The sequence below is a fragment of the Methylobacterium aquaticum genome (assembly GCF_001043915.1).
Taxonomy (GTDB): Bacteria; Pseudomonadota; Alphaproteobacteria; order Rhizobiales; family Beijerinckiaceae; genus Methylobacterium; species Methylobacterium aquaticum.
On sequence record NZ_LABX01000167.1, the window covers coordinates 1 to 19,574 of the forward strand.

General features: G+C 69.9%; 20 protein-coding genes, 3 tRNA genes and 1 pseudogene. 13 read left to right on the plus strand and 11 right to left on the minus strand.

Going from position 1 to position 19,574, the window contains the following annotated elements:
- The 7 genes and pseudogenes from VP06_RS20935 to sdhC form a co-directional block, all read right to left on the minus strand.
- Window positions 1-202 (minus strand): annotated as a pseudogene (locus VP06_RS20935) (AprI/Inh family metalloprotease inhibitor); the annotation flags it as partial.
- Window positions 203-409: 207 nt separating this feature from the next.
- Complete coding sequence (locus VP06_RS20940; protein WP_048465723.1) at window positions 410-1,192, minus strand: succinate dehydrogenase iron-sulfur subunit; 783 nt, start codon at window positions 1,190-1,192, stop codon at window positions 410-412.
- A 4-nt stretch (window positions 1,193-1,196) separates the two neighbouring features.
- Window positions 1,197-1,577: a DUF5615 family PIN-like protein gene (locus VP06_RS20945; protein ID WP_048465724.1), complete on the minus strand. Its 381-nt coding sequence runs from the start codon at window positions 1,575-1,577 to the stop codon at window positions 1,197-1,199.
- The gene (locus VP06_RS20950; protein WP_048465725.1) at window positions 1,574-1,807 is read right to left on the minus strand and encodes a DUF433 domain-containing protein; all 234 of its coding nucleotides are present in this window, start codon (window positions 1,805-1,807) and stop codon (window positions 1,574-1,576) included. Before VP06_RS20950 ends, VP06_RS20945 begins: the two co-directional genes overlap by 4 nt.
- A 31-nt stretch (window positions 1,808-1,838) precedes the next feature.
- On the minus strand, window positions 1,839-3,665 hold the full coding sequence (gene sdhA / locus VP06_RS20955; RefSeq protein WP_048465726.1) for a succinate dehydrogenase flavoprotein subunit: 1,827 nt from the start codon (window positions 3,663-3,665) through the stop codon (window positions 1,839-1,841).
- 37 nt (window positions 3,666-3,702) lie between these two features.
- A complete protein-coding gene (gene sdhD / locus VP06_RS20960; protein ID WP_048465727.1) occupies window positions 3,703-4,116 on the minus strand; it encodes a succinate dehydrogenase, hydrophobic membrane anchor protein in 414 nt (137 codons plus the stop codon).
- 15 nt (window positions 4,117-4,131) lie between these two features.
- Complete coding sequence (gene sdhC, locus VP06_RS20965; protein WP_048465728.1) at window positions 4,132-4,551, minus strand: succinate dehydrogenase, cytochrome b556 subunit; 420 nt, start codon at window positions 4,549-4,551, stop codon at window positions 4,132-4,134.
- A gap of 284 nt (window positions 4,552-4,835) precedes the next feature.
- Here sdhC and VP06_RS20970 point away from each other — a divergent pair, with 284 nt between their 5' ends.
- Together VP06_RS20970 and mntR are read left to right on the plus strand one after the other, a co-directional pair.
- Complete coding sequence (locus VP06_RS20970) at window positions 4,836-5,726, plus strand: LysR family transcriptional regulator (protein ID WP_048465729.1); 891 nt, start codon at window positions 4,836-4,838, stop codon at window positions 5,724-5,726.
- A gap of 112 nt (window positions 5,727-5,838) precedes the next feature.
- The gene (gene mntR, locus VP06_RS20975; RefSeq protein WP_048465730.1) at window positions 5,839-6,297 is read left to right on the plus strand and encodes a manganese-binding transcriptional regulator MntR; all 459 of its coding nucleotides are present in this window, start codon (window positions 5,839-5,841) and stop codon (window positions 6,295-6,297) included.
- 23 nt (window positions 6,298-6,320) lie between these two features.
- Here mntR and VP06_RS38780 read toward each other — a convergent pair whose 3' ends face one another.
- From VP06_RS38780 to VP06_RS20995, 4 genes are all read right to left on the minus strand, one after another.
- Window positions 6,321-7,607 (minus strand): methyl-accepting chemotaxis protein, encoded by a 1,287-nt coding sequence (locus VP06_RS38780; RefSeq protein ID WP_048465731.1) that lies wholly within the window; start codon window positions 7,605-7,607, stop codon window positions 6,321-6,323.
- A gap of 204 nt (window positions 7,608-7,811) precedes the next feature.
- Complete coding sequence (locus tag VP06_RS20985; protein ID WP_048465732.1) at window positions 7,812-8,858, minus strand: MaoC family dehydratase; 1,047 nt, start codon at window positions 8,856-8,858, stop codon at window positions 7,812-7,814.
- A 149-nt stretch (window positions 8,859-9,007) separates the two neighbouring features.
- Window positions 9,008-9,343 carry a DUF167 family protein gene (locus VP06_RS20990; protein WP_048465733.1) on the minus strand — a complete coding sequence of 112 codons (336 nt, stop codon included), beginning with the start codon at window positions 9,341-9,343 and terminating at the stop codon, window positions 9,008-9,010.
- A 10-nt stretch (window positions 9,344-9,353) separates the two neighbouring features.
- Window positions 9,354-9,641: a YggT family protein gene (locus VP06_RS20995; protein ID WP_048465734.1), complete on the minus strand. Its 288-nt coding sequence runs from the start codon at window positions 9,639-9,641 to the stop codon at window positions 9,354-9,356.
- A 108-nt stretch (window positions 9,642-9,749) separates the two neighbouring features.
- Between VP06_RS20995 and VP06_RS21000 the strand changes: the two genes are divergently transcribed.
- The 11 genes from VP06_RS21000 to VP06_RS21050 all read left to right on the plus strand — a co-directional run bounded on the left by VP06_RS21000 (window position 9,750) and on the right by VP06_RS21050 (window position 19,493).
- Window positions 9,750-9,825: transfer RNA gene (locus VP06_RS21000), tRNA-Ala, on the plus strand.
- Window positions 9,826-9,935: 110 nt separating this feature from the next.
- Window positions 9,936-10,011, plus strand: a tRNA-Ala gene (locus tag VP06_RS21005).
- Window positions 10,012-10,726: 715 nt separating this feature from the next.
- Window positions 10,727-11,614: a manganese catalase family protein gene (locus VP06_RS21010; protein ID WP_048465735.1), complete on the plus strand. Its 888-nt coding sequence runs from the start codon at window positions 10,727-10,729 to the stop codon at window positions 11,612-11,614.
- A 180-nt stretch (window positions 11,615-11,794) separates the two neighbouring features.
- On the plus strand, window positions 11,795-12,106 hold the full coding sequence (locus VP06_RS21015; RefSeq protein ID WP_048465736.1) for a metal-sensitive transcriptional regulator: 312 nt from the start codon (window positions 11,795-11,797) through the stop codon (window positions 12,104-12,106).
- A 115-nt stretch (window positions 12,107-12,221) separates the two neighbouring features.
- The gene (locus tag VP06_RS21020; protein WP_048465737.1) at window positions 12,222-13,583 is read left to right on the plus strand and encodes an ABC1 kinase family protein; all 1,362 of its coding nucleotides are present in this window, start codon (window positions 12,222-12,224) and stop codon (window positions 13,581-13,583) included.
- A 249-nt stretch (window positions 13,584-13,832) separates the two neighbouring features.
- Window positions 13,833-14,126, plus strand: a complete 294-nt coding sequence (locus tag VP06_RS21025; protein ID WP_048465738.1) for an aa3-type cytochrome c oxidase subunit IV — start codon at window positions 13,833-13,835, stop codon at window positions 14,124-14,126.
- Window positions 14,127-14,326: 200 nt separating this feature from the next.
- Entirely contained in the window at window positions 14,327-15,469 is a 1,143-nt protein-coding gene (locus tag VP06_RS21030; protein WP_048465739.1) for a Re/Si-specific NAD(P)(+) transhydrogenase subunit alpha, read from the plus strand.
- Between the two features lie 17 nt (window positions 15,470-15,486).
- Window positions 15,487-15,936 carry a proton-translocating transhydrogenase family protein gene (locus VP06_RS21035; protein WP_048465740.1) on the plus strand — a complete coding sequence of 150 codons (450 nt, stop codon included), beginning with the start codon at window positions 15,487-15,489 and terminating at the stop codon, window positions 15,934-15,936.
- 4 nt (window positions 15,937-15,940) lie between these two features.
- Entirely contained in the window at window positions 15,941-17,341 is a 1,401-nt protein-coding gene (locus VP06_RS21040) for an NAD(P)(+) transhydrogenase (Re/Si-specific) subunit beta (protein ID WP_048465741.1), read from the plus strand.
- A 168-nt stretch (window positions 17,342-17,509) separates the two neighbouring features.
- Window positions 17,510-19,303 (plus strand): single-stranded-DNA-specific exonuclease RecJ, encoded by a 1,794-nt coding sequence (gene recJ, locus VP06_RS21045; RefSeq protein WP_048465742.1) that lies wholly within the window; start codon window positions 17,510-17,512, stop codon window positions 19,301-19,303.
- Between the two features lie 105 nt (window positions 19,304-19,408).
- A tRNA-Tyr gene (locus VP06_RS21050) sits at window positions 19,409-19,493 on the plus strand.
- The last annotated feature ends 81 nt before the right edge of the window (window positions 19,494-19,574 follow it).

Below are 19,574 nucleotides of genomic sequence, written 5' to 3' on the forward strand. Positions count from 1 at the left end.
GCGGCGCCAGGGGGGCCGAGGTGACCGGGCCGGAGGACAGGCCGGGGCCGAGATCCGGCTCCTCGGGCGGCAGCGGCCGGGCCGGACGGGCTGCGGGCCGGGCCGAGGCGTTGAGCCCGGCATCGAAGCGCGACGATGAGCAGGCGCCGGCGCTCACGGCGAGGGCCAGGGCGGCGACGGTGCAGAGGATCTGACGCGGCATCGAGGGGTCCTGATCGAGGGGTCCTGCATGGAGCCCCGGTCTGGCCGGCGGCGGCCGTTCTTCGAGGATCGGTTGTGCCCGGCAAATACGATCCCGCGAGGGCGCGTGCAGGGGTTTCCCCAACGACAAAGGCGCCCGAAGGCGCCTTTTCAGAGGGGTGTGGCCGGCAGGACCCAGTCGGCCACCCCACACGGCGCCCGGAGCGGATCAGACCTCGCGCGCCACCATCATCTTCTTGATCTCGGCGATGGCCTTGGCCGGGTTCAGGCCCTTCGGGCAGGTATTGGCGCAGTTCATGATGGTGTGGCAGCGATAGAGCCGGAACGGGTCGTGCAGGCCGTCGAGGCGCTCGCCGGTATTCTCGTCGCGGCTGTCGATCAGCCAGCGATACGCCTGGAGCAGGGCCGCCGGACCGAGGAAGCGGTCGCCGTTCCACCAGTAGCTCGGGCAGGAGGTGGTGCAGCAGGCGCACAGGATGCACTCGTAGAGCCCGTCGAGCCGCGCGCGGTCCTCGGGCGTCTGGCGCCACTCCTTCTCGGGCGAGGGCGTCTCGGTCTGGAGCCACGGCTCGATCGCCGCGTGCTGGGCGAAGAACGCGGTCAGGTCCGGCACCAGATCCTTCAGCACCGGCATGTGCGGCAGCGGATAGATCTTGACCTGGTTCGACTTGCAATCGTCGATGCCCAGCGTGCAGGCGAGCGTGTTCTGCCCCATGATGTTCATGGCGCAGGAGCCGCAGATGCCCTCGCGGCACGAGCGCCGGAAGGTCAGGGTCGGATCGATCTTGTTCTTGATCCAGAGCAGCGCGTCGAGAACCATCGGGCCGCAATCGTCGCGGTCGACATAGTAGGTGTCGATCCGCGGGTTGGCGCCGTCGTCCTGGTTCCAGCGATAGATGCGGAACTCCTGGAGGATCTTGGCCCCGGCCGGCTTCGGCCAGGTCTTGCCCTCGGTGTACTGGGAGTTTTTGGGGAGGTTGAACTGGGCCATCTGTCTATGCCTGATCGGTGCGGTCGAGCCCGAGGGGACGAAGCCGTACCCGTCCGGTCTCGATGGTGAGGAGGACTCCGGAGAGCAGGTCCGCCCGCGCCCCGTCGATCGATCGCGCGACGAGGGGGCCGACGCGCCCGGGCAGCGTGGATCCCGTGCGGAGCTGGATGACGCTCGGCGCGGTCGCATCCGACCGTGCCAGGGCGATCCCGAAATCGAGATCGGCCGTCATGACGGCGCGACCGGAGGCCCGCGCCCAATCGATGATGGCGGTGTCGGGCGCGTCCTCGGCTCCGACCTCCGACCAGTGGATCGCGTCGTGCCCCAGGCTCTGGAGGTACGGGACCCAGGTGGGAGTGAGGTTCATGTCGACCACGATCCTCACGCCGCCGGCTCGAGAGCGATCTCACGCTCCTGCGCCATCCAGGCCGCGTAACGCAGAGCTTCGAGGACATCCTCGCGGTCGAGGTAGGGATAGGCCGCCAGCAACTCGTCGATGCTGACGCCCTCGCCGAGATTCCCCAGGATCATTGCGACCGTCACCCGCTTGCCGCGGATGCAGGCTTTCCCGGCCATGACGGCCGGGTCGCGGGTGATACGGGGGAACTCGGTCATCGATCCCTCCAAGTCGGCGTTATCGCCGGCCTCAGTACACGCGGGCCTTCGGCTCGATATACGCGATGTCGTTCGACATCGTGTAGGTGTGGACCGGCCGGTAATCGATCGCGACCTTGCGGGCGTCGGGATCGAGCCAGGCGAGCGTGTGCTTCATCCACTGCTTGTCGTCGCGGTCCGGGAAGTCCTCGCGGGCATGTGCGCCGCGGGATTCGGTGCGGTTGGCGGCGGATTCCATGGTGACGACGGCCTGACCGATCAGGTTGTCGAATTCCAGGGTCTCCAGGAGATCGGTGTTCCAGACCAGCGAGCGGTCGGTCACCTTCACGTCCTCGGCGCCGGCCCAAACCTTGTGGATCAGGCCCTTGCCCTCCTCCAGCACCTCGCCGGTGCGGAACACGGCGCAGTTGTTCTGCATCGTCTTCTGCATCTCGAGGCGCAGCTCCGCGGTCGGCGTGCCGCCATTGGCGTAGCGGAACTTGTCGAGACGGCCGAGGGCCTTGTCGGCGGAATCCTTCGGCAGCTCCGGCAGGCGGCCGCCCTTCTCCACCGTCTCGGCGCAGCGCAGGCCGGCGGCCCGGCCGAACACCACGAGGTCGATGAGCGAGTTCGAGCCCAGCCGGTTGGCGCCGTGGACCGAAACGCAGGCCGCCTCGCCGATCGCCATCAGCCCCGGCACGACGTGGTCAGGGTTGCCGTTCTTCAGGGTCAGCACCTCGCCGTGATAGTTCGTCGGGATGCCGCCCATGTTGTAGTGGACGGTCGGGATGACCGGGATCGGCTCCTTGGTCACGTCGACGCCGGCGAAGATCTTCGCGCTCTCCGAGATGCCGGGCAGGCGCTCGTGCAGGATCTTCGGGTCGAGGTGGTCGAGGTGGAGGAAGATGTGATCCTTGTTCTTGCCGACGCCGCGGCCGGCGCGGATCTCCATGGTCATGGAGCGCGAGACCACGTCGCGCGAGGCGAGGTCCTTGGCCGAGGGGGCGTAGCGCTCCATGAAGCGCTCACCCTCGGAATTGGTGAGGTAGCCGCCCTCGCCGCGCGAGCCCTCGGTGATGAGGCAGCCCGCACCATAGATGCCGGTCGGGTGGAACTGGACGAACTCCATGTCCTCGAGCGCGAGGCCGGCCCGCAGCACCATGGCGTTGCCGTCGCCGGTGCAGGTATGGGCCGAGGTCGCCGAGAAATAGGCCCGGCCGTAGCCGCCGGTGGCCAGCACCGTCATGGCGGCGCGGAAGCGGTGGATCTCGCCGGTCGCCTGGTCGATGGCGATGACGCCGCGGCAGCGGCCCTCCTCGTCCATGATCAGGTCGAGGGCGAAATACTCGATGAAGAAGTTGGTCTGCGCCTTCACGGCCTGGCCGTAGAGGGTGTGCAGCATGGCATGCCCGGTCCGGTCGGCCGCCGCGCAGGTGCGCTGGGCGGTGCCCTTGCCGTAATCGGTGGTCATGCCGCCGAACGGGCGCTGGTAGATCTTGCCCTCGGCGGTGCGCGAGAACGGCACGCCCCAATGCTCCAGCTCGTAGACCGCGGCGGGAGCGTTGCGCACCAGATACTCGATCGCGTCCTGGTCACCGAGCCAGTCCGACCCCTTCACGGTGTCGTACATGTGCCAGCGCCAGTCGTCCGGGCCCATATTGCCGAGCGAGGCCGAGATGCCGCCCTGCGCCGCCACGGTGTGCGAGCGGGTCGGGAACACCTTGGTGATGCAGGCGGTGCGCAGGCCCGCCTGCGAGCAGCCGACCGTGGCGCGCAGGCCCGCGCCGCCGGCGCCGACGATCACGACGTCGAAGCTGTGGTCGATGATGGTGTACGCCTTGCCGTTCTGGGCCGGCGCGGCGGAAGCGGTGGAGGCCATGGGCGAGGTTCCCGTTCTGGCGTGACGCGGTCGGTCGTTACGCGAGGGCCCGCAGGCTCACGCGCACGATGGCGTAGAGGCAGGCGACCGCGACGACGACGCAGTAGAAATTGTTGGCGATGACAGCGGCGATGCGCAGGCCCTTGTCGTGGACATAGTCCTCGATGACGATCTGCAAGCCCATCCGCATGTGGTTGGTGACGGACAGAACGCCGAGGATGAGCAGGATCGCCACCAGCGGGTGCGACACCAGTGCGACCGCTTCCGGGTAGGGCCGGCCGGCCATCAGGGCGACGATCACCACGAAGGCGAGGACGAGGGGCACGTTCGCGACCGCGGTGACGCGGTGCATCCACCACTCGCGGGTGCCGTGATGGGCAGCGCCCAGGCCGCTGACGCGGGCGCGCGCCGTGCGGATCGAGGGGCGGATGTCGGGGCGGTTGTCGACCATCGTTCGTCGTCCTTGTCAGCGCGCCACGAGGGCGACGAGCCAGACCAGCACCGTCAGGGCGGTCGAGCCGATCAGGGTGAAGCGCGCCATCGCGATGCGGGTGCCGGGCTCCATGCCGTGGCCGAAATCCCAGACAAGGTGGCGGATGCCGCCGAGCATGTGGTGGAGCAAGATCCAGGAATAGACGAACAGGATCAGCCGCCCGAGGAACGAGCCGAAGAACCACGCCACCGGGCCGTAGGCGCCGGGACCGGCGGCCAGCGCCACGAGCCAGAGGGCGAGGAGCGCCGTGCCGCCGTAGAGCGCAACGCCGGTGATGCGGTGGGCCACCGACATCGCCATGGTCCAGGTCCAGCGGTAGATCTGGAGATGGGGCGAGAGCGGTCGCACGACCGGTCTGCCGGCGGGATTGGTGGGCCTTGCGGTGTCCGCCATGGTGATCCTCGGAAATTCCTGGCCTGTACCGGCTCTAAACTGGGTGACCTACCGGCTCCGTCCCGCAAGCGCAACGTGGCCCTCGGTCCAGGCCGGTGACAGACGCGTCCGCCTGTCTCCCTGGAACGCGTCCAATTCGCAATGCGGTTCTCGTTGACCCAGGCTTCGCCATCCGCGAAGGCTGGGCGCGCCCCTGGTCATCGTGGACCGGGCCGATCTACCTTCGTGGCCGGCGAAACGATCGGCCGGAGACATGCCGTCGACCGCCCGGGGAGGCGCCGCCCATGCATTTCGATCTCGTCGATCTCAGCCTGTTCCGCCACGTCGTCGAGGCCGGCTCGATCACTCATGGGGCGAACCGGGCGAACCTCGCGCTCGCCGCGGCGAGCCACCGCATCCGCAGCATGGAGGCGTCGCTGGGCGCCGCCCTCCTCACCCGGGCGCGGCTCGGGGTCACCCCGACCCCGGCCGGGCGCACGCTGCTGGCCCATGCCCGTCAGATCCTCGGCAATGTCGAGCGGCTGCAAGGCGATCTCGCGGCCTTCGCGGGGGGAGCGGCGGGGCAGATCCGGGTCCTGTCCAACACCAACGCGCTCACCGAGTTCCTGCCCGAGGTGCTCTCGGCCTATCTCGCCGTCCATCCGGGCGTCAGCGTCGACATCGAGGAGCGCCTGTCGGACGAGATCGTCGGGCTCGTCGCCGAGGGCGCGGCGGATCTCGGCCTGGTCGCCGGCACGGTCGAGACCGGCAGCCTCGAAACCCATCCGTTCCGCCGCGACCGGTTCGTGCTGGTGGTGGCGCAGGGCCATCCTCTGGCGGCACGGGCCTCGGTGCCCTTCGCCGAGGTGCTCGGCCACGATCTCGTCGGGCTCGATCGGGCGAGCGCTCTGACGCGCTTTCTCGCCGGGAAGGCCGGGCGCAGCGGCCAGCCCCTGCGCCTGCGGGTGCAACTGCGCGGCTTCGATGCGGTCTGCCGCCTGGTCGAGTGCCGGGTCGGCCTCGGCATCGTGCCGGAGACGACGGCGCGCCGGGCCGCCCGCACCATGGCCATCGCCATCGTGGCCCTGGAGGATCCCTGGGCCGTGCGCGACCTGACGATCTGCCTGCGCGACCTCGCCGTCCTGCCTCCCTTCGCCCAGGACTTCGTCGCCCATCTGCGGGCACCGGCCGGCTGAACGACCGGGGAACCGGACGACGCGAGGTCCCGGGGCCCCTGCACACCCGGCCCGTCCTCGGGTAAGACTGCCGTCACCCCGAGCGAATGAACGAGGCGGACGACCCCACCCCATGCAGGACACCGATCGCCCGCACGAGCCCGCCGCCCTGGTCGATGCCGAGGCGCATTCCGCCGGCTTCCGGCAGGTGCGCGAGGCGCGCCGGCTCGAACTGGTGGAGGATTACGTCGAGCTGATCGCCGACCTGATCGGCGATGGCGGCGAGGCGCGCCAGGTCGACATCGCGGCCCGCCTCGGGGTGGCCCAGCCGACAGTGGCCAAGATGCTCAAGCGCCTGGCCGAGGACGGGCTGGTGCAGCAGCGGCCCTACCGGGGCGTCTTCCTCACCGAGGCCGGGCGGACATTGGCCGCGGAGGCGCGGGAGCGCCACCGCATCGTCGAGTCGTTCCTGCTGGCGCTCGGCGTCAGCCCGGACGTCGCGCGCTGCGACGCCGAGGGGATCGAGCACCATGTCAGCGGCGAGACCCTGGAGGCGTTCCGCCGCTTCACCGCCGCCCGGACCGCCGCCTGAGCGGCAAATCGATCCGATCCGGGTCAGGCCGCCCGGACGGTCTTGAGGAAGGCGTCCGTCTGCGCGCCCAGCGCGCGCGAACGGTCCGTCAGACCGGCCGAGGCGGCGATCACCCGCGCGGCGGTCTTGCCGGTCTCCTCGGCGGAAGCCGACACGCTGGCGGTCCCGCTCATCACCTCGCCGGCGCCGGAGGCGGCCTGCGAGACGTTGCGGACGATCTCCTGGGTCGCGGCGTTCTGCTCCTCGACCGCCGCGGCGATCGCCGTCGTCACGCTGCTGATCTCGCGGATCCGCGCCCCGAAGCCGCCGATCGCCGACACTGCCTGCGCGGTCGAATCCTGGATCCGGGTGATCTGCGAGGAGATCTCCTCGGTCGCCTTGGCGGTCTGGTTGGCGAGCTCCTTGACTTCCGCTGCGACGACCGCGAAGCCGCGCCCCGCCTCCCCGGCCCGGGCCGCCTCGATCGTGGCGTTCAGCGCCAGAAGGTTGGTCTGCCCGGCAATCGACGAGATCAGGCTCACCACGTCGCCGATCTTGCTCACCGCACCGCTCAGTTCCTGCACCAGGCGCGCGGTGCCGTCGGCCTCGACCACTGCCGCCTCGGCCAGGGCCGCCGAGCCCTGGACCTGTCGGCCGATCTCGGTGACCGAGCTGCCCAGCTCCTCGGACGCCGCCGCCACCGTGCCGATATTGGTGGAGGTGTGCATGGCGGAATGCGCCACCGCGTTCGAGCGGGCGCTGGTCTGGTCGGCGGTCCCGGCCATCGCGGCAGCCGCCGCCTGCATCTCGGCGGCAGCGTGCGCCAGACTCTCGAACAGGGCCGAGGAGTCCCGGGCGAAGCCGGCGACCATCTCGTCGATGCGCCGGGCCCGCGCCTCGTCCTTAGCCTTGATGTCCATCTCGGCCTGGATGTCGACCAGCGAGCCGCAGATCCGCAGTGGAACGCCATTCGCGTCGCAGGAGGCGCCGCCGGTCGCCCGGAACCAACGCGGCGTCCCATCCGGCATCACGATCCGGTACTTGACATCGTAGGCGCCCTGGTTCTTCACGTCTTTGATGGCCGCCGCGAAGGCGCTCATGATAGAGTCGAAGTCGTCGGGATAGATACGGCTCGACCACGATTCCAGCTTGTCCGGATACGATTCGGCCGTCGTATAACCCACGACGCGCCGGAACTCCGGCGTCCAGGTCACCTTGGTCTTGGGATGCGTGAGGTCACCCCGGTATGGGATCACCTCCCACAGGCCGACGCCGGCACGCGTCGCGAGCAGTTCGAGAAATCCGTCTTTGCGTGAGAACCGCGTCAGCATGGGGTCGTCGTCCGGTCGTTCCTTAAAAGACGATACGATCGACCGATGAATGATACGTTACGTTAGGGATACGACATCATTGCCCAATCGTTCCGGCCATCCTGAGCGGATGTTTTGCGCGGCCGGGACATCACGGTCGCAGGCGCGGGGCCACGACAGCGTTTCATCGCGGGCGCCGCCCGGGCGGCGCCCGCGATGCACCGCTCAGCGGGGCATCAGCGCCCAGTAATCGAGGTCGAGGATCACCGCCGGATCGGTCGCGTCGCCGGCCTTGTCCGGATGGGCGGTGCAGGGCTGGTTCTTGGTCGCGATCGTGCGCAGGCGCAACGCCCCGACATCCTGGCGCCCGGGCAGCTCGGCGACCGCCACGACCTCGCTCCAGGCATAGACCGTGTCGCCGGCAAACAGCGGCGCAACGTGGCGCCCGGCATTGATGCCGGCGATCGAGAAGGCGTTGCCCAGCCCGTTGAAGCTCAGGGCCCGGGCGAGCGAGATGACGTGGCCGCCATAGATCAGCCTCTTGCCGAAGCGGGTGTCCTTGGCCGCAAAGCCGTCGAAATGGACCTTGGCGGTGTTCTGAAAAAGCCGGGTGGCGATCTGGTGCTCGGCCTCCTCGACGGTCATGCCGTCGACATGGTCGATGCGCTCGCCCGCCTGGTAGTCACCGAAGCGGTGCGGGCTGCCGGCGAGGCCGAGATCGTAGCCGTGCGGATTCAGGGGCGGCAGGGCGGCGGCCAGGTCCTCCGGCGCCACCGCCTTGGCGAGGGTCGGCACCGCCTCGTCGGTGATCGCGGCCTCGGGGTCGCGCTTGCGCACCAGCACCCAGCGGCAATAGCTCAGCACCGCCCCGCCCTGCGCGTCGTAGCCGGTCGAGCGGACATAGACCACGCCGGTCTGGCGGTTCGAGCTTTCCTTGAGGCCGATCACCTCCGAGACCGAATTCAGCGTCTCGCCCGGATAGACCGGACGCAGGAAGCGGCCTTCCGCGTAGCCGAGATTGGCGACCGCGTTGAGCGAGATGTCCGGCACCGTCTTGCCGAATACGATGTGGAACACCAGCAGGTCGTCGAGGGGCGCCCGGGCGTAACCGAAGGCCGCCGCGAAGGCGTCGGAGGATTGCACCGCAAAGCGCGGACCGTAAAGCGCGGTGTACAGCGCCACGTCACCGGTGGTGACCGTGCGCGGCGTGGCGTGTCGGATGGTCTCCCCGAGGCGGAAATCCTCGAAGAAACGGCCCGGATTGGTCTTCATCGTCGCCCCTCGTCGAGCCCGGCGGCTCTCGTGCGAGAGCCCGCCGGGCGACGTCGCGCGCCCGGCAGGCGTCTCCATGGCTTGTGGTGGGTGTGGGCCAGCCGGAGCAGGCCATGTCCGGCGATTTGAGGGGCAGCCCCGCCCCGCGGTCAAGCCCCGCCCTTGGACGGCGTCTCCGTCAGGCCGTCGAGCCGCGCGGCCAGAGCCGGCCCGTCGCCAGCGATCCGGAACTGCTTGATCCGCGCGGTGGCCCCGGTGGTGAGCGCCACCGCGGAGGCCGGGAGGCCGAGGGCGCGCCGCAGCACGTCCCGCACCGCCGCATTGGCGGCGCCGTCCTCCGGCGCCGCCCGCACCCGCACCTTCAGCACGGCAGCACCGTCGTCCCGGGTCTCGATGCCGTCGAGGGCGTCGCGCCCGCCCCGCGGGGTGGCCCGCACGCGGACCTCGATCCCCTCCGGGGTGATCCGCCAGGGCCGGGCGGTCACGGCGGGCCTGCTACGCCAGGCCGGCGAACAGCTCGAACATCAGGTTGCGCAGGAAGAACAGGCCGAGGACCAGGATGATCGGCGAGATGTCGATGCCGCCGAGATTCGGCAGGATGCGGCGGATCGGCCGCAGGGCCGGGTCGGTCACCCGGTAGAGGAACTCCCCGATCTGCGACACGATCGGGTTGCGCACGTTGACCACGTTGAAGGTCACCAGCCAGCTCAGCACGGCGCTGGCGATGAGCAGGTACACGTAGAGCGTGATGATGTTGTCGATGAGCCAGAGAATCGAGCGCATGCGCGGTCCGTGCGAGCCCGGGGACCCGCGCGCGATCGCGGCGCGGCGGGCCCACCAAGGGAATTGACAGGCTGAGAAGGGCCGGCCTACAAGGCACCCGCCTCGGACGGGGCTGTAGCTCAGATGGGAGAGCGCCGCAATCGCACTGCGGAGGTCAGGGGTTCGAATCCCCTCAGCTCCACCAGGCCACTCCGGCGTGGTTAACGCAGGGTTGGCAGGGTGTAAGGAGGCGGTGGCACGGAGCCACCGGGTAGTGACATCGCTTCGGCGATATGACATATGCCCGCTGACGGCGGGGCTGTAGCTCAGATGGGAGAGCGCCGCAATCGCACTGCGGAGGTCAGGGGTTCGAATCCCCTCAGCTCCACCAAACCTCTGTTTGGTTGTCGTCGTCGTCCATTGCGTGAGACCGGGATCGGCGTGAGCCAGGGCCCGGTTTTGTCGCGTGTCGTGTCATCCGATCTGGCGTCGAGAGACCGGCAGGCTCCCTCCTCTCCCCACGGGCCGGTGACGGTGCACGGGACAGGAGTGGCGGAGGCAGCTCCCTCGTCCTGCGGGCGGGAGAGCGCCTGACGATCGAAGATCCGCTCGCGGTTCGGAGGCACGGCGCGCACAAGCGCAGCCGAAGCGACGGCGACGGGGTCTCCACGAGTAGGCCTCCGGAAACGCCCCTCACCCTGGCGGCGAACCGGCGGTTCGCAGCACGCGGCGCCCCTTGCCGTGAGACGTCGGGTTTGCCCGACGTCGCCTGCCGCTCGCAGAGGCTGGGCTTCGTAGGGGAGCGGGAGACGGGCCGGCGCCGCTTCGAACGCCGTGTGGCCCGTCGGCGGCGAATGATGCGGGGCGCCGCTCCGGCAATCGCGGGACCGGCATCGCGTCGCGGGACGCAGCGATGCGCCGCACTCCCCGCGCGTCGCCCCGGCCCCTCCGCCTCCCGCGAAAATCCTGCCCGCCACGCTCGAACCACCCCACCGACAGGGCGTTGGTCCGCGATTCCGATACCCATACTGAGTATAACTAACTCAGGATGGCGCCAGCGGCGCGTCGCGCCCGGGATCACCGAGACACCCGGTCAGGAGACCCCAATGTACTATCACGACAAGCGCCTTCAGTATCCGGTCAAGGTCGAGACGCCCGATCCCCTGTTCGCCCGCCAGCTCCAGCAGGCGATCGGCGGCATCGAGGGCGAGATCCGCGTCTGCCTGCAATACTTCTTCCAGGCATGGGGCGCCCGCGGGCCGACGACCAAGTACCGCGACGTGCTGCTCAACACCGCCACCGAGGAGATGGGCCACATCGAGATGCTGTCGACGGCGGTGGCCCTCAACCTCGAGGACGCGCCGGCGACGCTCCAGGAGACCACCGCCCAGGCCAACCCGATCGTCGGGGCGGTGATGGGTGGCGAGCGGCCCCGGCACGTGGTCGAGGGCATGCTCCAGCGCCACCTGCTCTCCACCGGCATGGCGGCCTTGCCGGCCGATTGCGACGGCGTGCCGTTCGACTGCTCGCACGTCTATGCCAGCGGCAATCTCGTCGGCGATATGTTCTGCAACGTCGCCGCGGAAGCGACCGGGCGGACGCTGGCGGTGCGGCTCTACAACTCCACCAACGACAAGGGCATGCAGGACATGCTCAGCTTCCTGATCGCCCGCGATACGATGCACCAGCAGCAATGGCTGGCGATCATCGAGGACATGGGCGGCCTGAAAGACGCGCTGCCGGTGCCCAACAGCTTCGACCCGTCGAAGGAGGCGGGCGAGTTCAGCTACATGTTCATGGGCACCGAGCGCAACGGCACGCCCGTGCCGCCCGGCCGTTACGCGGAAGGCCCGTCGATCGACGGCAAGGGACAGTTCCACTTCCGGGCTTTCGAGCCCCTCGGCGAGGAGCCGGTGCTGGGGCCCGCACGGCCCGATTCGGGCGCCCAGAAGGAGCAGATGACGACGGCCCCGATCACCAACAGCAAGAAATAGGCCAACCGGCGCCAAGGCGTGCAGGTCATGCGCCAAGATTGAGCTTGACCTGCGCGCCCCGGATGGGAGATCGGTTGCCGTTCCTTAGGGATAGGGCGGCATTCGATCACCAGACCCGACGTCGCCCGGGCCGCCCGAGCCCCCCGGACGAGGCGGACCCACGGTCGGGGAAGGCACAGCATGGATTACCAATACGTCGACGGGCGCCTCCAGATCCGACGCACGGATGAGGAGAAAAAACCTATTCTCCAGCGCCTCAAGCGCATCGAGGGCCAGGTGCGCGGCCTCCAGGCGATGGTGCAGGAGGACCGCTATTGCCTCGATGAGGTACAGCAGATGAACGCCATCACGGCAGCGGTGCGCGAGGCGGTGCTTCAACTCATCAGCACCCATCTCGATGCGTCCGTCGACTATGCGGTTCACGCCAAGGACCAGGACGGCGCCGTCGAGGAGATGGTGCGGGTCCTGCGCGCGGCGCTCCGGCAGACCTGAGGCGGCGCACGCCCGCGCTGTCCGGTCACCCTGGCGGCACCGGCGCCCGGGCATATCTAGGGCTCAAGACCGGCGCGCGGGTCCCGCGCGCATCCTCGCCAGAGCCTCGTTCCGCATGTCCGCGTCCGACAGCGAAGCCAATCGCTTCTCCGCCCGCGCCGCCCGCTACGCCAAGGTCGGCGCCAATGTGGGCGGCGTCGCCGCCCGGATGGCCGGCGCGCGGCTCTTCGGCCGCGAGGACATGACGAGCGCCGCCGCCCTGGCCCAGGCTCTGGGCGGCCTGAAGGGTCCGATCATGAAGGTGGCCCAGCTTCTCGCCACCGTGCCGGACCTGCTGCCGCCCGAATACGCCGCCGAGTTGCAGAAGCTGCAATCCGAGGCGCCGCCGATGGGCGCCGCCTTCGTCAAGCGCCGCATGGCCGCCGAGCTGGGCCCCCAGTGGACGGACCGCTTCGGCCAGTTCTCCTTGCGCCCGGCGGCAGCGGCCTCCCTCGGCCAGGTCCACCGGGCCGAGAGCCTGGACGGCGCCCCCCTCGCCTGCAAGCTGCAATACCCGGACATGCAATCCGCCGTCGAGGCGGACCTGAAGCAGCTCGAACTCGCCTTCGCCCTGCACCGGCGCATCAGCGCGGTGATCGACACCCGCGAGATCGCCAAGGAGATCGGCGAGCGGGTGCGCGAGGAACTCGACTATACCCGCGAGGCCAGGAACGCCGCGCTCTATGCCGACGTGCTCCAGGGCGTGGAGACGGTGCGGGTCCCGGTCGTCCATCCCGACCTGTCCACCAAGCGCCTGCTGACCCAGGGCTGGCTTGAGGGCGAGAAGATCCTGACCTTCACGGGCGGGCCGCTGGAGCTGCGCAACCGCCTCGCCCACGCGATGTTCCAGGCGTGGTGGCATCCCTTCAGCCGCGCCGCGGTGATCCACGGCGATCCGCATCTCGGCAACTACACGGTCTTCTCCGAAGGGGCTGAGCCGCGCGGCATCAACCTGCTCGATTACGGTTGCATCCGCATCTTCCATCCCCGCTTCGTCGGCGGCGTGGTCGATCTCTACAAGGGGCTGCTGCACGACGATCAGGCGCGCATCGTCCATGCCTACGAGGTCTGGGGGTTCCGCAATCTCAGCCGCGATCTCGTCGACACCCTCAACATCTGGGCCCGCTTCATCTACGGGCCGCTGCTCGAGGACCGGGTCCGCACGGTGGCGGACGGCGTCAAGCCGAGCGAGTACGGCCGCCGCCAGGCTTTCGAGGTCCACCGCGCCTTGAAGGAGCGTGGGCCCGTGACGGTGCCGCGGGAATTCGTGTTCATGGACCGGGCAGCGGTGGGCCTCGGCGCGGTGTTCCTGCACCTGCGCTCGGAGCTGAACTACCATCGCCTGTTCGAGGCCCAGATCGACCGCTTCTCCCTCGACGACCTCGCGGCCCGCCAGCACGCGGCCCTGGAGAAGGCGGGACTGCCGCAGCCGGCCTGACGCGCCGGGCACCGGACCGGCGTCTAACCGCAAAAAGGTGCGGATTCGCACTTCGACCTTCGGCCGACAGGGGAAGCGGCGGCCGGTGCGGGGCGCTGCCCGGGCCGAAGACGCAAGCATCGACAGGGAGTTGCAGCGCGGCCGGCCGGGCCCGCGGCCCGGGCGCGGCTTGGGCTGCGACTGATTGCCGGGACCTTGGGCATGCGCTAAAGCCCGGCCTAACGAGCACAAGACGGGGTCTACCGCATCATGGCCGACATCACACACGCCACCGACTCCGCCTACCGCCCGGAGATGGACGGCCCGTCGCACGAGGCGACCTATCGGGGCTTCGTCACCTTCGTCGAGATCGCCACCGGCGTGGTGATCTGCTGGGTGCTGTCGCTCGCCGTCGGCGGCGTGCGTGAAGCCTGGGTCTCCGCCATCATCGGCGTGGTGCTGGGCGGCGTCGCTGGGGCGATCGGTGCCCTCTCCCCCTCCATCGGCTGGCGCGCCCCGGCGGCGGTGGCGTTCCTGCTCGCCCTCATGCTGGCCTTCTATTGAGGGCGCGGGCGGCCCGACCGCCCCGTCCCCTGTCACGCCCGACAAATCGTGCGTGACTTAATCGTTAAAAATTCGTAACGGAAGCCGTTCCCTGGTGACAGGGAACGGCTTTACAGTTGCGGGGCAGGCATGCCCTTGTACATGCCGCCCTATAGGGGGGATCGGCGCATCGCGCCGTGTATCGACCAAAGGAAGTCTGAATGCGGATCGCGGTCCTATCCGAGACCGATCCGGCGGAGCCGCGGGTCGCGGCAGTCCCGGAAACGGTGAAGAAATACAAGGCTCTCGGGGCCGAGGTGGCGGTGCAGGCCGGGGCGGGGCTGAAAGCCGGCGTGCCGGATGCCGAGTACGAGGCCGCCGGCGCCTCGATCGCGGCCGACGCCAGGACCGCGGCCGACGGGGCGGACATCGTCCTGCGCGTTCGCCGTCCCGGTGCCGACGAGCTGCCCGCGCTCAAGCGCGGCGCGATCGTGATCGCGATCATGGATCCCTACGGCCACGAGGCCGAGGTGAAGGCGATGGCGGAGGCCGGCATCTCGGCGATCGCCATGGAGCTGATGCCCCGCATCACCCGCGCCCAGGTGATGGACGTGCTGTCGAGCCAGGCCAACCTCGCGGGCTACCGCGCGGTGGTGGACGGCGCCGCCGTCTACGGCCGGGCGCTCCCGATGATGATGACCGCGGCCGGCACCGTGCCGGCGGCCCGCATCTTCGTGATGGGCGCCGGCGTCGCCGGGCTGCAAGCCATCGCGACCGCCCGCCGCCTCGGCGCGGTGGTGACCGCCACCGACGTGCGGCCCGCCGCCAAGGAGCAGGTCGAGTCGCTCGGCGCCAAGTTCGTCGCCGTCGAGGACGACGAGTTCAAGCAGGCCGAGACCGCCGGCGGCTACGCCAAGGAGATGTCGGCCGAGTACAAGAAGAAGCAGGCCGAGCTGGTGGCGAGCCACATCGCCAAGCAGGACATCGTGGTCACCACCGCGCTGATCCCGGGACGACCGGCGCCGAGGCTCGTCACCGCCGACATGGTGGCGGCGATGCGGCCGGGCTCGGTCCTGGTCGACCTCGCGGTCGAGCGCGGCGGCAACGTCGAGGGCGTCAAGGCGGACGAGATCGTCGAGACCGAGAACGGCGTGAAGATCGTCGGCTATGCCAACGTGCCGGGCCGTCTCGCCGCCACCTCGTCGAGCCTCTACGCCCGCAACCTCTACGCCTTCGTCGAGACCCTGGTCGACAAGGCCGCGAAGGCGCTGGCGGTGAAGTGGGACGACGAGTTGGTCAAGGCGACCTGCCTAACCCGCGACGGCGCCGTCGTCCACCCGAACTTCCAGCCCAAGGCGGCTTAAGCCCGCCGGAGATCCCCATGGCCACTCTCACTCCCGACCAGGCGGCCGAGCAGGCACGGGCCGCCGCCGCCGCCGCCCGCATCTCCGCGGATGCCGCGACCGGCGCCGCCGCCCAGGCCCAGGCGATCGCCGACGGCCTCGCCCACGGCGTCGCCGCCGTGACCCACGGCGCCATCGACCCGACCGTGTTCCGCCTCGCCATCTTCGTGCTGGCGATCTTCGTCGGCTATTACGTGGTCTGGTCGGTGACCCCGGCCCTCCACACCCCGCTGATGTCCGTCACCAACGCGATCTCCTCGGTGATCGTGGTCGGCGCGCTGCTCGCCGTCGGCGTTCCGCTGATCGAGAAGGGCACGGGCTGGGCCCGCTTCTTCGGGTTCATCGGCCTGGTCTTCGCCAGCGTGAACATCTTCGGCGGCTTCCTCGTCACCCAGCGCATGCTCAGCATGTACAAGAAGAAGGTCTGAGGCGATGTCGGAGAACGTCTCCTCGCTCCTCTATCTCGTCTCCGGCGTCCTGTTCATCCTGGCGCTGCGGGGCCTATCCCACCCGACCACCTCCCGGCAGGGCAACCTGTACGGCATGATCGGCATGGGCATCGCCATCCTGACGACGCTGGTCGGCCATGCGCCGTCCGGCGCCGGGGCATGGTTCCTGGTGCTGCTCGGCCTCGGCATCGGCGGCGGCATCGGCGCGGTGATCGCCAAGCGCGTGCCGATGACGGCGATGCCGCAGCTCGTCGCGGCCTTCCACTCCCTCGTCGGCCTCGCGGCGGTCGCGGCGGCGGCCGGCGCCCTCTACGCGCCGCAGGCTTTCGGCATCCTCGAGAACGGCCACATCCACAAGCAGTCGCTGTTCGAGATGGGGCTGGGCGTCGCCATCGGCGCCATCACCTTCACCGGCTCGGTGATCGCGTTCCTCAAGCTCGACGGGCGCATGTCGGGCAAGCCGATCATGCTGCCGCAGCGCCACGCCATCAACATCGTGCTCGCCATCGTCCTGGTGACGCTGCTCGCCGTCTTCATCGGCGGCGAGAGCAAGGCGGTGTTCTGGCTGATCGTGATCCTGTCCTTCGTGCTCGGCGGCCTCTTGATCATCCCGATCGGCGGCGCGGACATGCCGGTCGTGGTCTCGATGCTCAACTCCTATTCGGGATGGGCGGCGGCCGGCATCGGCTTCACCCTCGGCAACCTCGCGCTGATCATCCCGGGCGCGCTGGTCGGCTCCTCGGGCGCGATCCTGTCCTACATCATGTGCCACGCGATGAACCGCTCGTTCATCTCGGTGATCCTCGGCGGCTTCGGCGGCGATTCCGCCGCGGCCGGCGGTGGCGGCCAGGTCGAGACCCGGCCGGTCAAGCAGGGCTCGGCCGACGACGCGGCGTTCATCATGAAGAACGCCGAGAAGGTCATCATCGTGCCGGGCTACGGCATGGCGGTGGCGCAGGCCCAGCACAGCTTGCGCGAGATGGCCGACCAGCTGAAGAAGGCCGGCGTCGACATCAAGTACGCCATCCATCCGGTGGCGGGCCGCATGCCGGGCCACATGAACGTGCTCCTCGCCGAGGCCAACGTTCCCTACGACGAGGTGCACGAGTTGGAGGACATCAACGGCGAATTCCCGCAGGCCGACGTGGCCTTCGTGATCGGTGCCAACGACGTCACCAACCCGGCGGCCAAGACCGATCCGCAATCGCCGATCTACGGCATGCCGATCCTCGACGTGGAGCGGGCCAAGACCGTGCTGTTCATCAAGCGCGGCATGGGCTCTGGCTATGCCGGCGTCGAGAACGAGGTGTTCTTCCGCGACAACACCATGATGCTGTTCGGCGACGCCAAGAAGGTCGTCGACGAGATCGTCAAGAACCTCTGACGCGCCGCCCCGCCTGGGGCGGAACGATACGGGGCTTCGGTCCCGACGTCGGAAGCGGGGCCTCGTGCCCCGCTTTTCGCGTTCAAGGGACGCGCGCATCATCACCCCGCCCACAGGTGTCGCCCGGCTGCGGCAGCGCGCATCCGCGAATCCCGCTACACTCCGCGGGTGTCCACGCTCCTCGACCTGCCCCGCCCCCTCCTCGACGTTCACCGCTCCGCGCTCGGGCGGCCCTGGCACGAGCGCTGCGCCTCGGCGCAGGCGCAGAGCCTCGCGGTCGCCATCGCGCAGGGGCACGGCCTGCCGGAGGTGCTGGCCCGGGTGCTGGCCGGCCGCGGGGTCGACCTGCACGCCGTGCCGGGCTTCCTGGAGCCGCGCCTGCGCGATCTCCTGCCCGACCCCGCGGTGCTCGTCGACATGGAGGCGGCGGCCGACCGTCTGGCAAGCGCGATCCTGAAGCGCGAGACGGTCGCGATCTTCGGCGATTACGACGTCGACGGGGCGGCGAGCGCCGCGCTCCTGGCAAGCGCACTCCGCGATCTCGGCGTGCCCTACCGGCTCCACATCCCCGACCGCATCACGGAAGGGTACGGCCCCAACGTCGCGGCCGTCAGGATGCTGGCCGAGGACGGCGCCACCCTCCTCGTCACCGTCGATTGCGGCACGGCCGGGCACGCGCCGCTCGCCGAGGCCGGCCGTCTCGGCATGGACGTGGTGGTGCTCGATCATCACGGCGCGCCCGAGGTGCTTCCACCGGCCCGCGCCGTCGTCAACCCGAACCGCCTCGACGACCTGTCGGGCCTCGGCCATCTCTGCGCCGCCGGCGTGGTCTTCCTGACGCTGGTGGCACTCAACCGGCGTCTGCGCCGCGACGGCCTCGCCATTCCCGACCTCATGGCCGGGCTCGATCTCGTGGCGCTCGCCACCGTGGCCGACGTGGTGCCGCTGCACGGGCTCAACCGCGCCTTCGTGCGCCAGGGCCTCGCGGTGATGCGCGGCCGCGGCCGGCGTGGACTCGCCGCCCTCCTGGATGCCGCCGGCCTGTCGGAGGCGCCGCAGGCGTGGCATCTCGGCTTCCTGCTCGGGCCCCGCATCAATGCCGGCGGGCGCATCGGCGATTCGACCCTCGGTGCCCGCCTGATGCTCTGCGAGGACCCGATCGAGGCCGCCGGCATCGCCGCGCAGCTCGATGCCCTCAACCGCGAGCGCCAGGCGATCGAGGCCGCCGCGGTGGCCGAGGCCGAGGCCGAGATGGGGATGCGCCTGGAGCGGGATCCGGACCAGCCGGTCCTCGTCGCCGGCAGCCCCGACTGGCATCCCGGCGTGGTCGGGCTGATCGCGGCGCGGCTCAAGGAGCGCTTCGGCCGCCCGGCCTTCGCCTTCGCGCTGCGCGAGGACGGCACCGCCACGGGGTCCGGCCGTTCGATCCCCGGGGCCGATCTCGGCCGGGCGGTCCGGGCCTGCGTCGAGACGGGGCTCGCCGCCAAGGGCGGCGGCCACGCCATGGCGGCGGGCGTGACGCTGGCCGCCCTCGACCTCGACCGCTTCCGCGACGCCCTGTCGGGCGATCTCGCCGCCTCGGTGGCCGAGGCGCGCCTCGGTGAGGCCCTGCTGATCGACGGCCTCGTCTCCGCCGGCGGCGTGCAGCCGGACCTGGCGGAGGCCGTCGAGCGGGCCGGGCCGTTCGGTCAGGGCGCGCCGGAGCCGGTCTTCGCGCTGGCCCGCCACCGCGTCGCCGATGCCCGGGTGGTCGGCACCGGCCACGTCAAGGCGCAGCTGCGCGGGCGGGACGGCGTCGCAGTCGGGGCGATCGCGTTCCGGGCGGCGGAATCGCCGGTCGGGCGGCTGCTGCTCTCGCATATCGGCCGCGACGTCCATGCCGCCGGCACCCTGTCGCGCGACCGCTGGCGCGGGGCTGACCGGGTCGAGCTGCGCCTGTGCGACGTCGCGGAAGCGAGCTGAAACGGCTCCGGTGAGCCGGCCACGGATCGCGGCTTGACACCCTCCGACCACCCCACCATAAGGGCCCCGTCGCCGACAGGCGGCCCCTGCCGGTGACGGCAGCGTGGGGGAATGTCCCGAGCGGCAAAGGGGGCGGACTGTAAATCCGCTGGCTATGCCTTCGTAGGTTCGAGTCCTACTTCCCCCACCAGTCAACCTGAGTTTCCGTCTGCGTCGGTGGGTCCGTTCCTGCGACGTCGATATGGGGAGCCAGGGGAATCGCTTCAGCTTT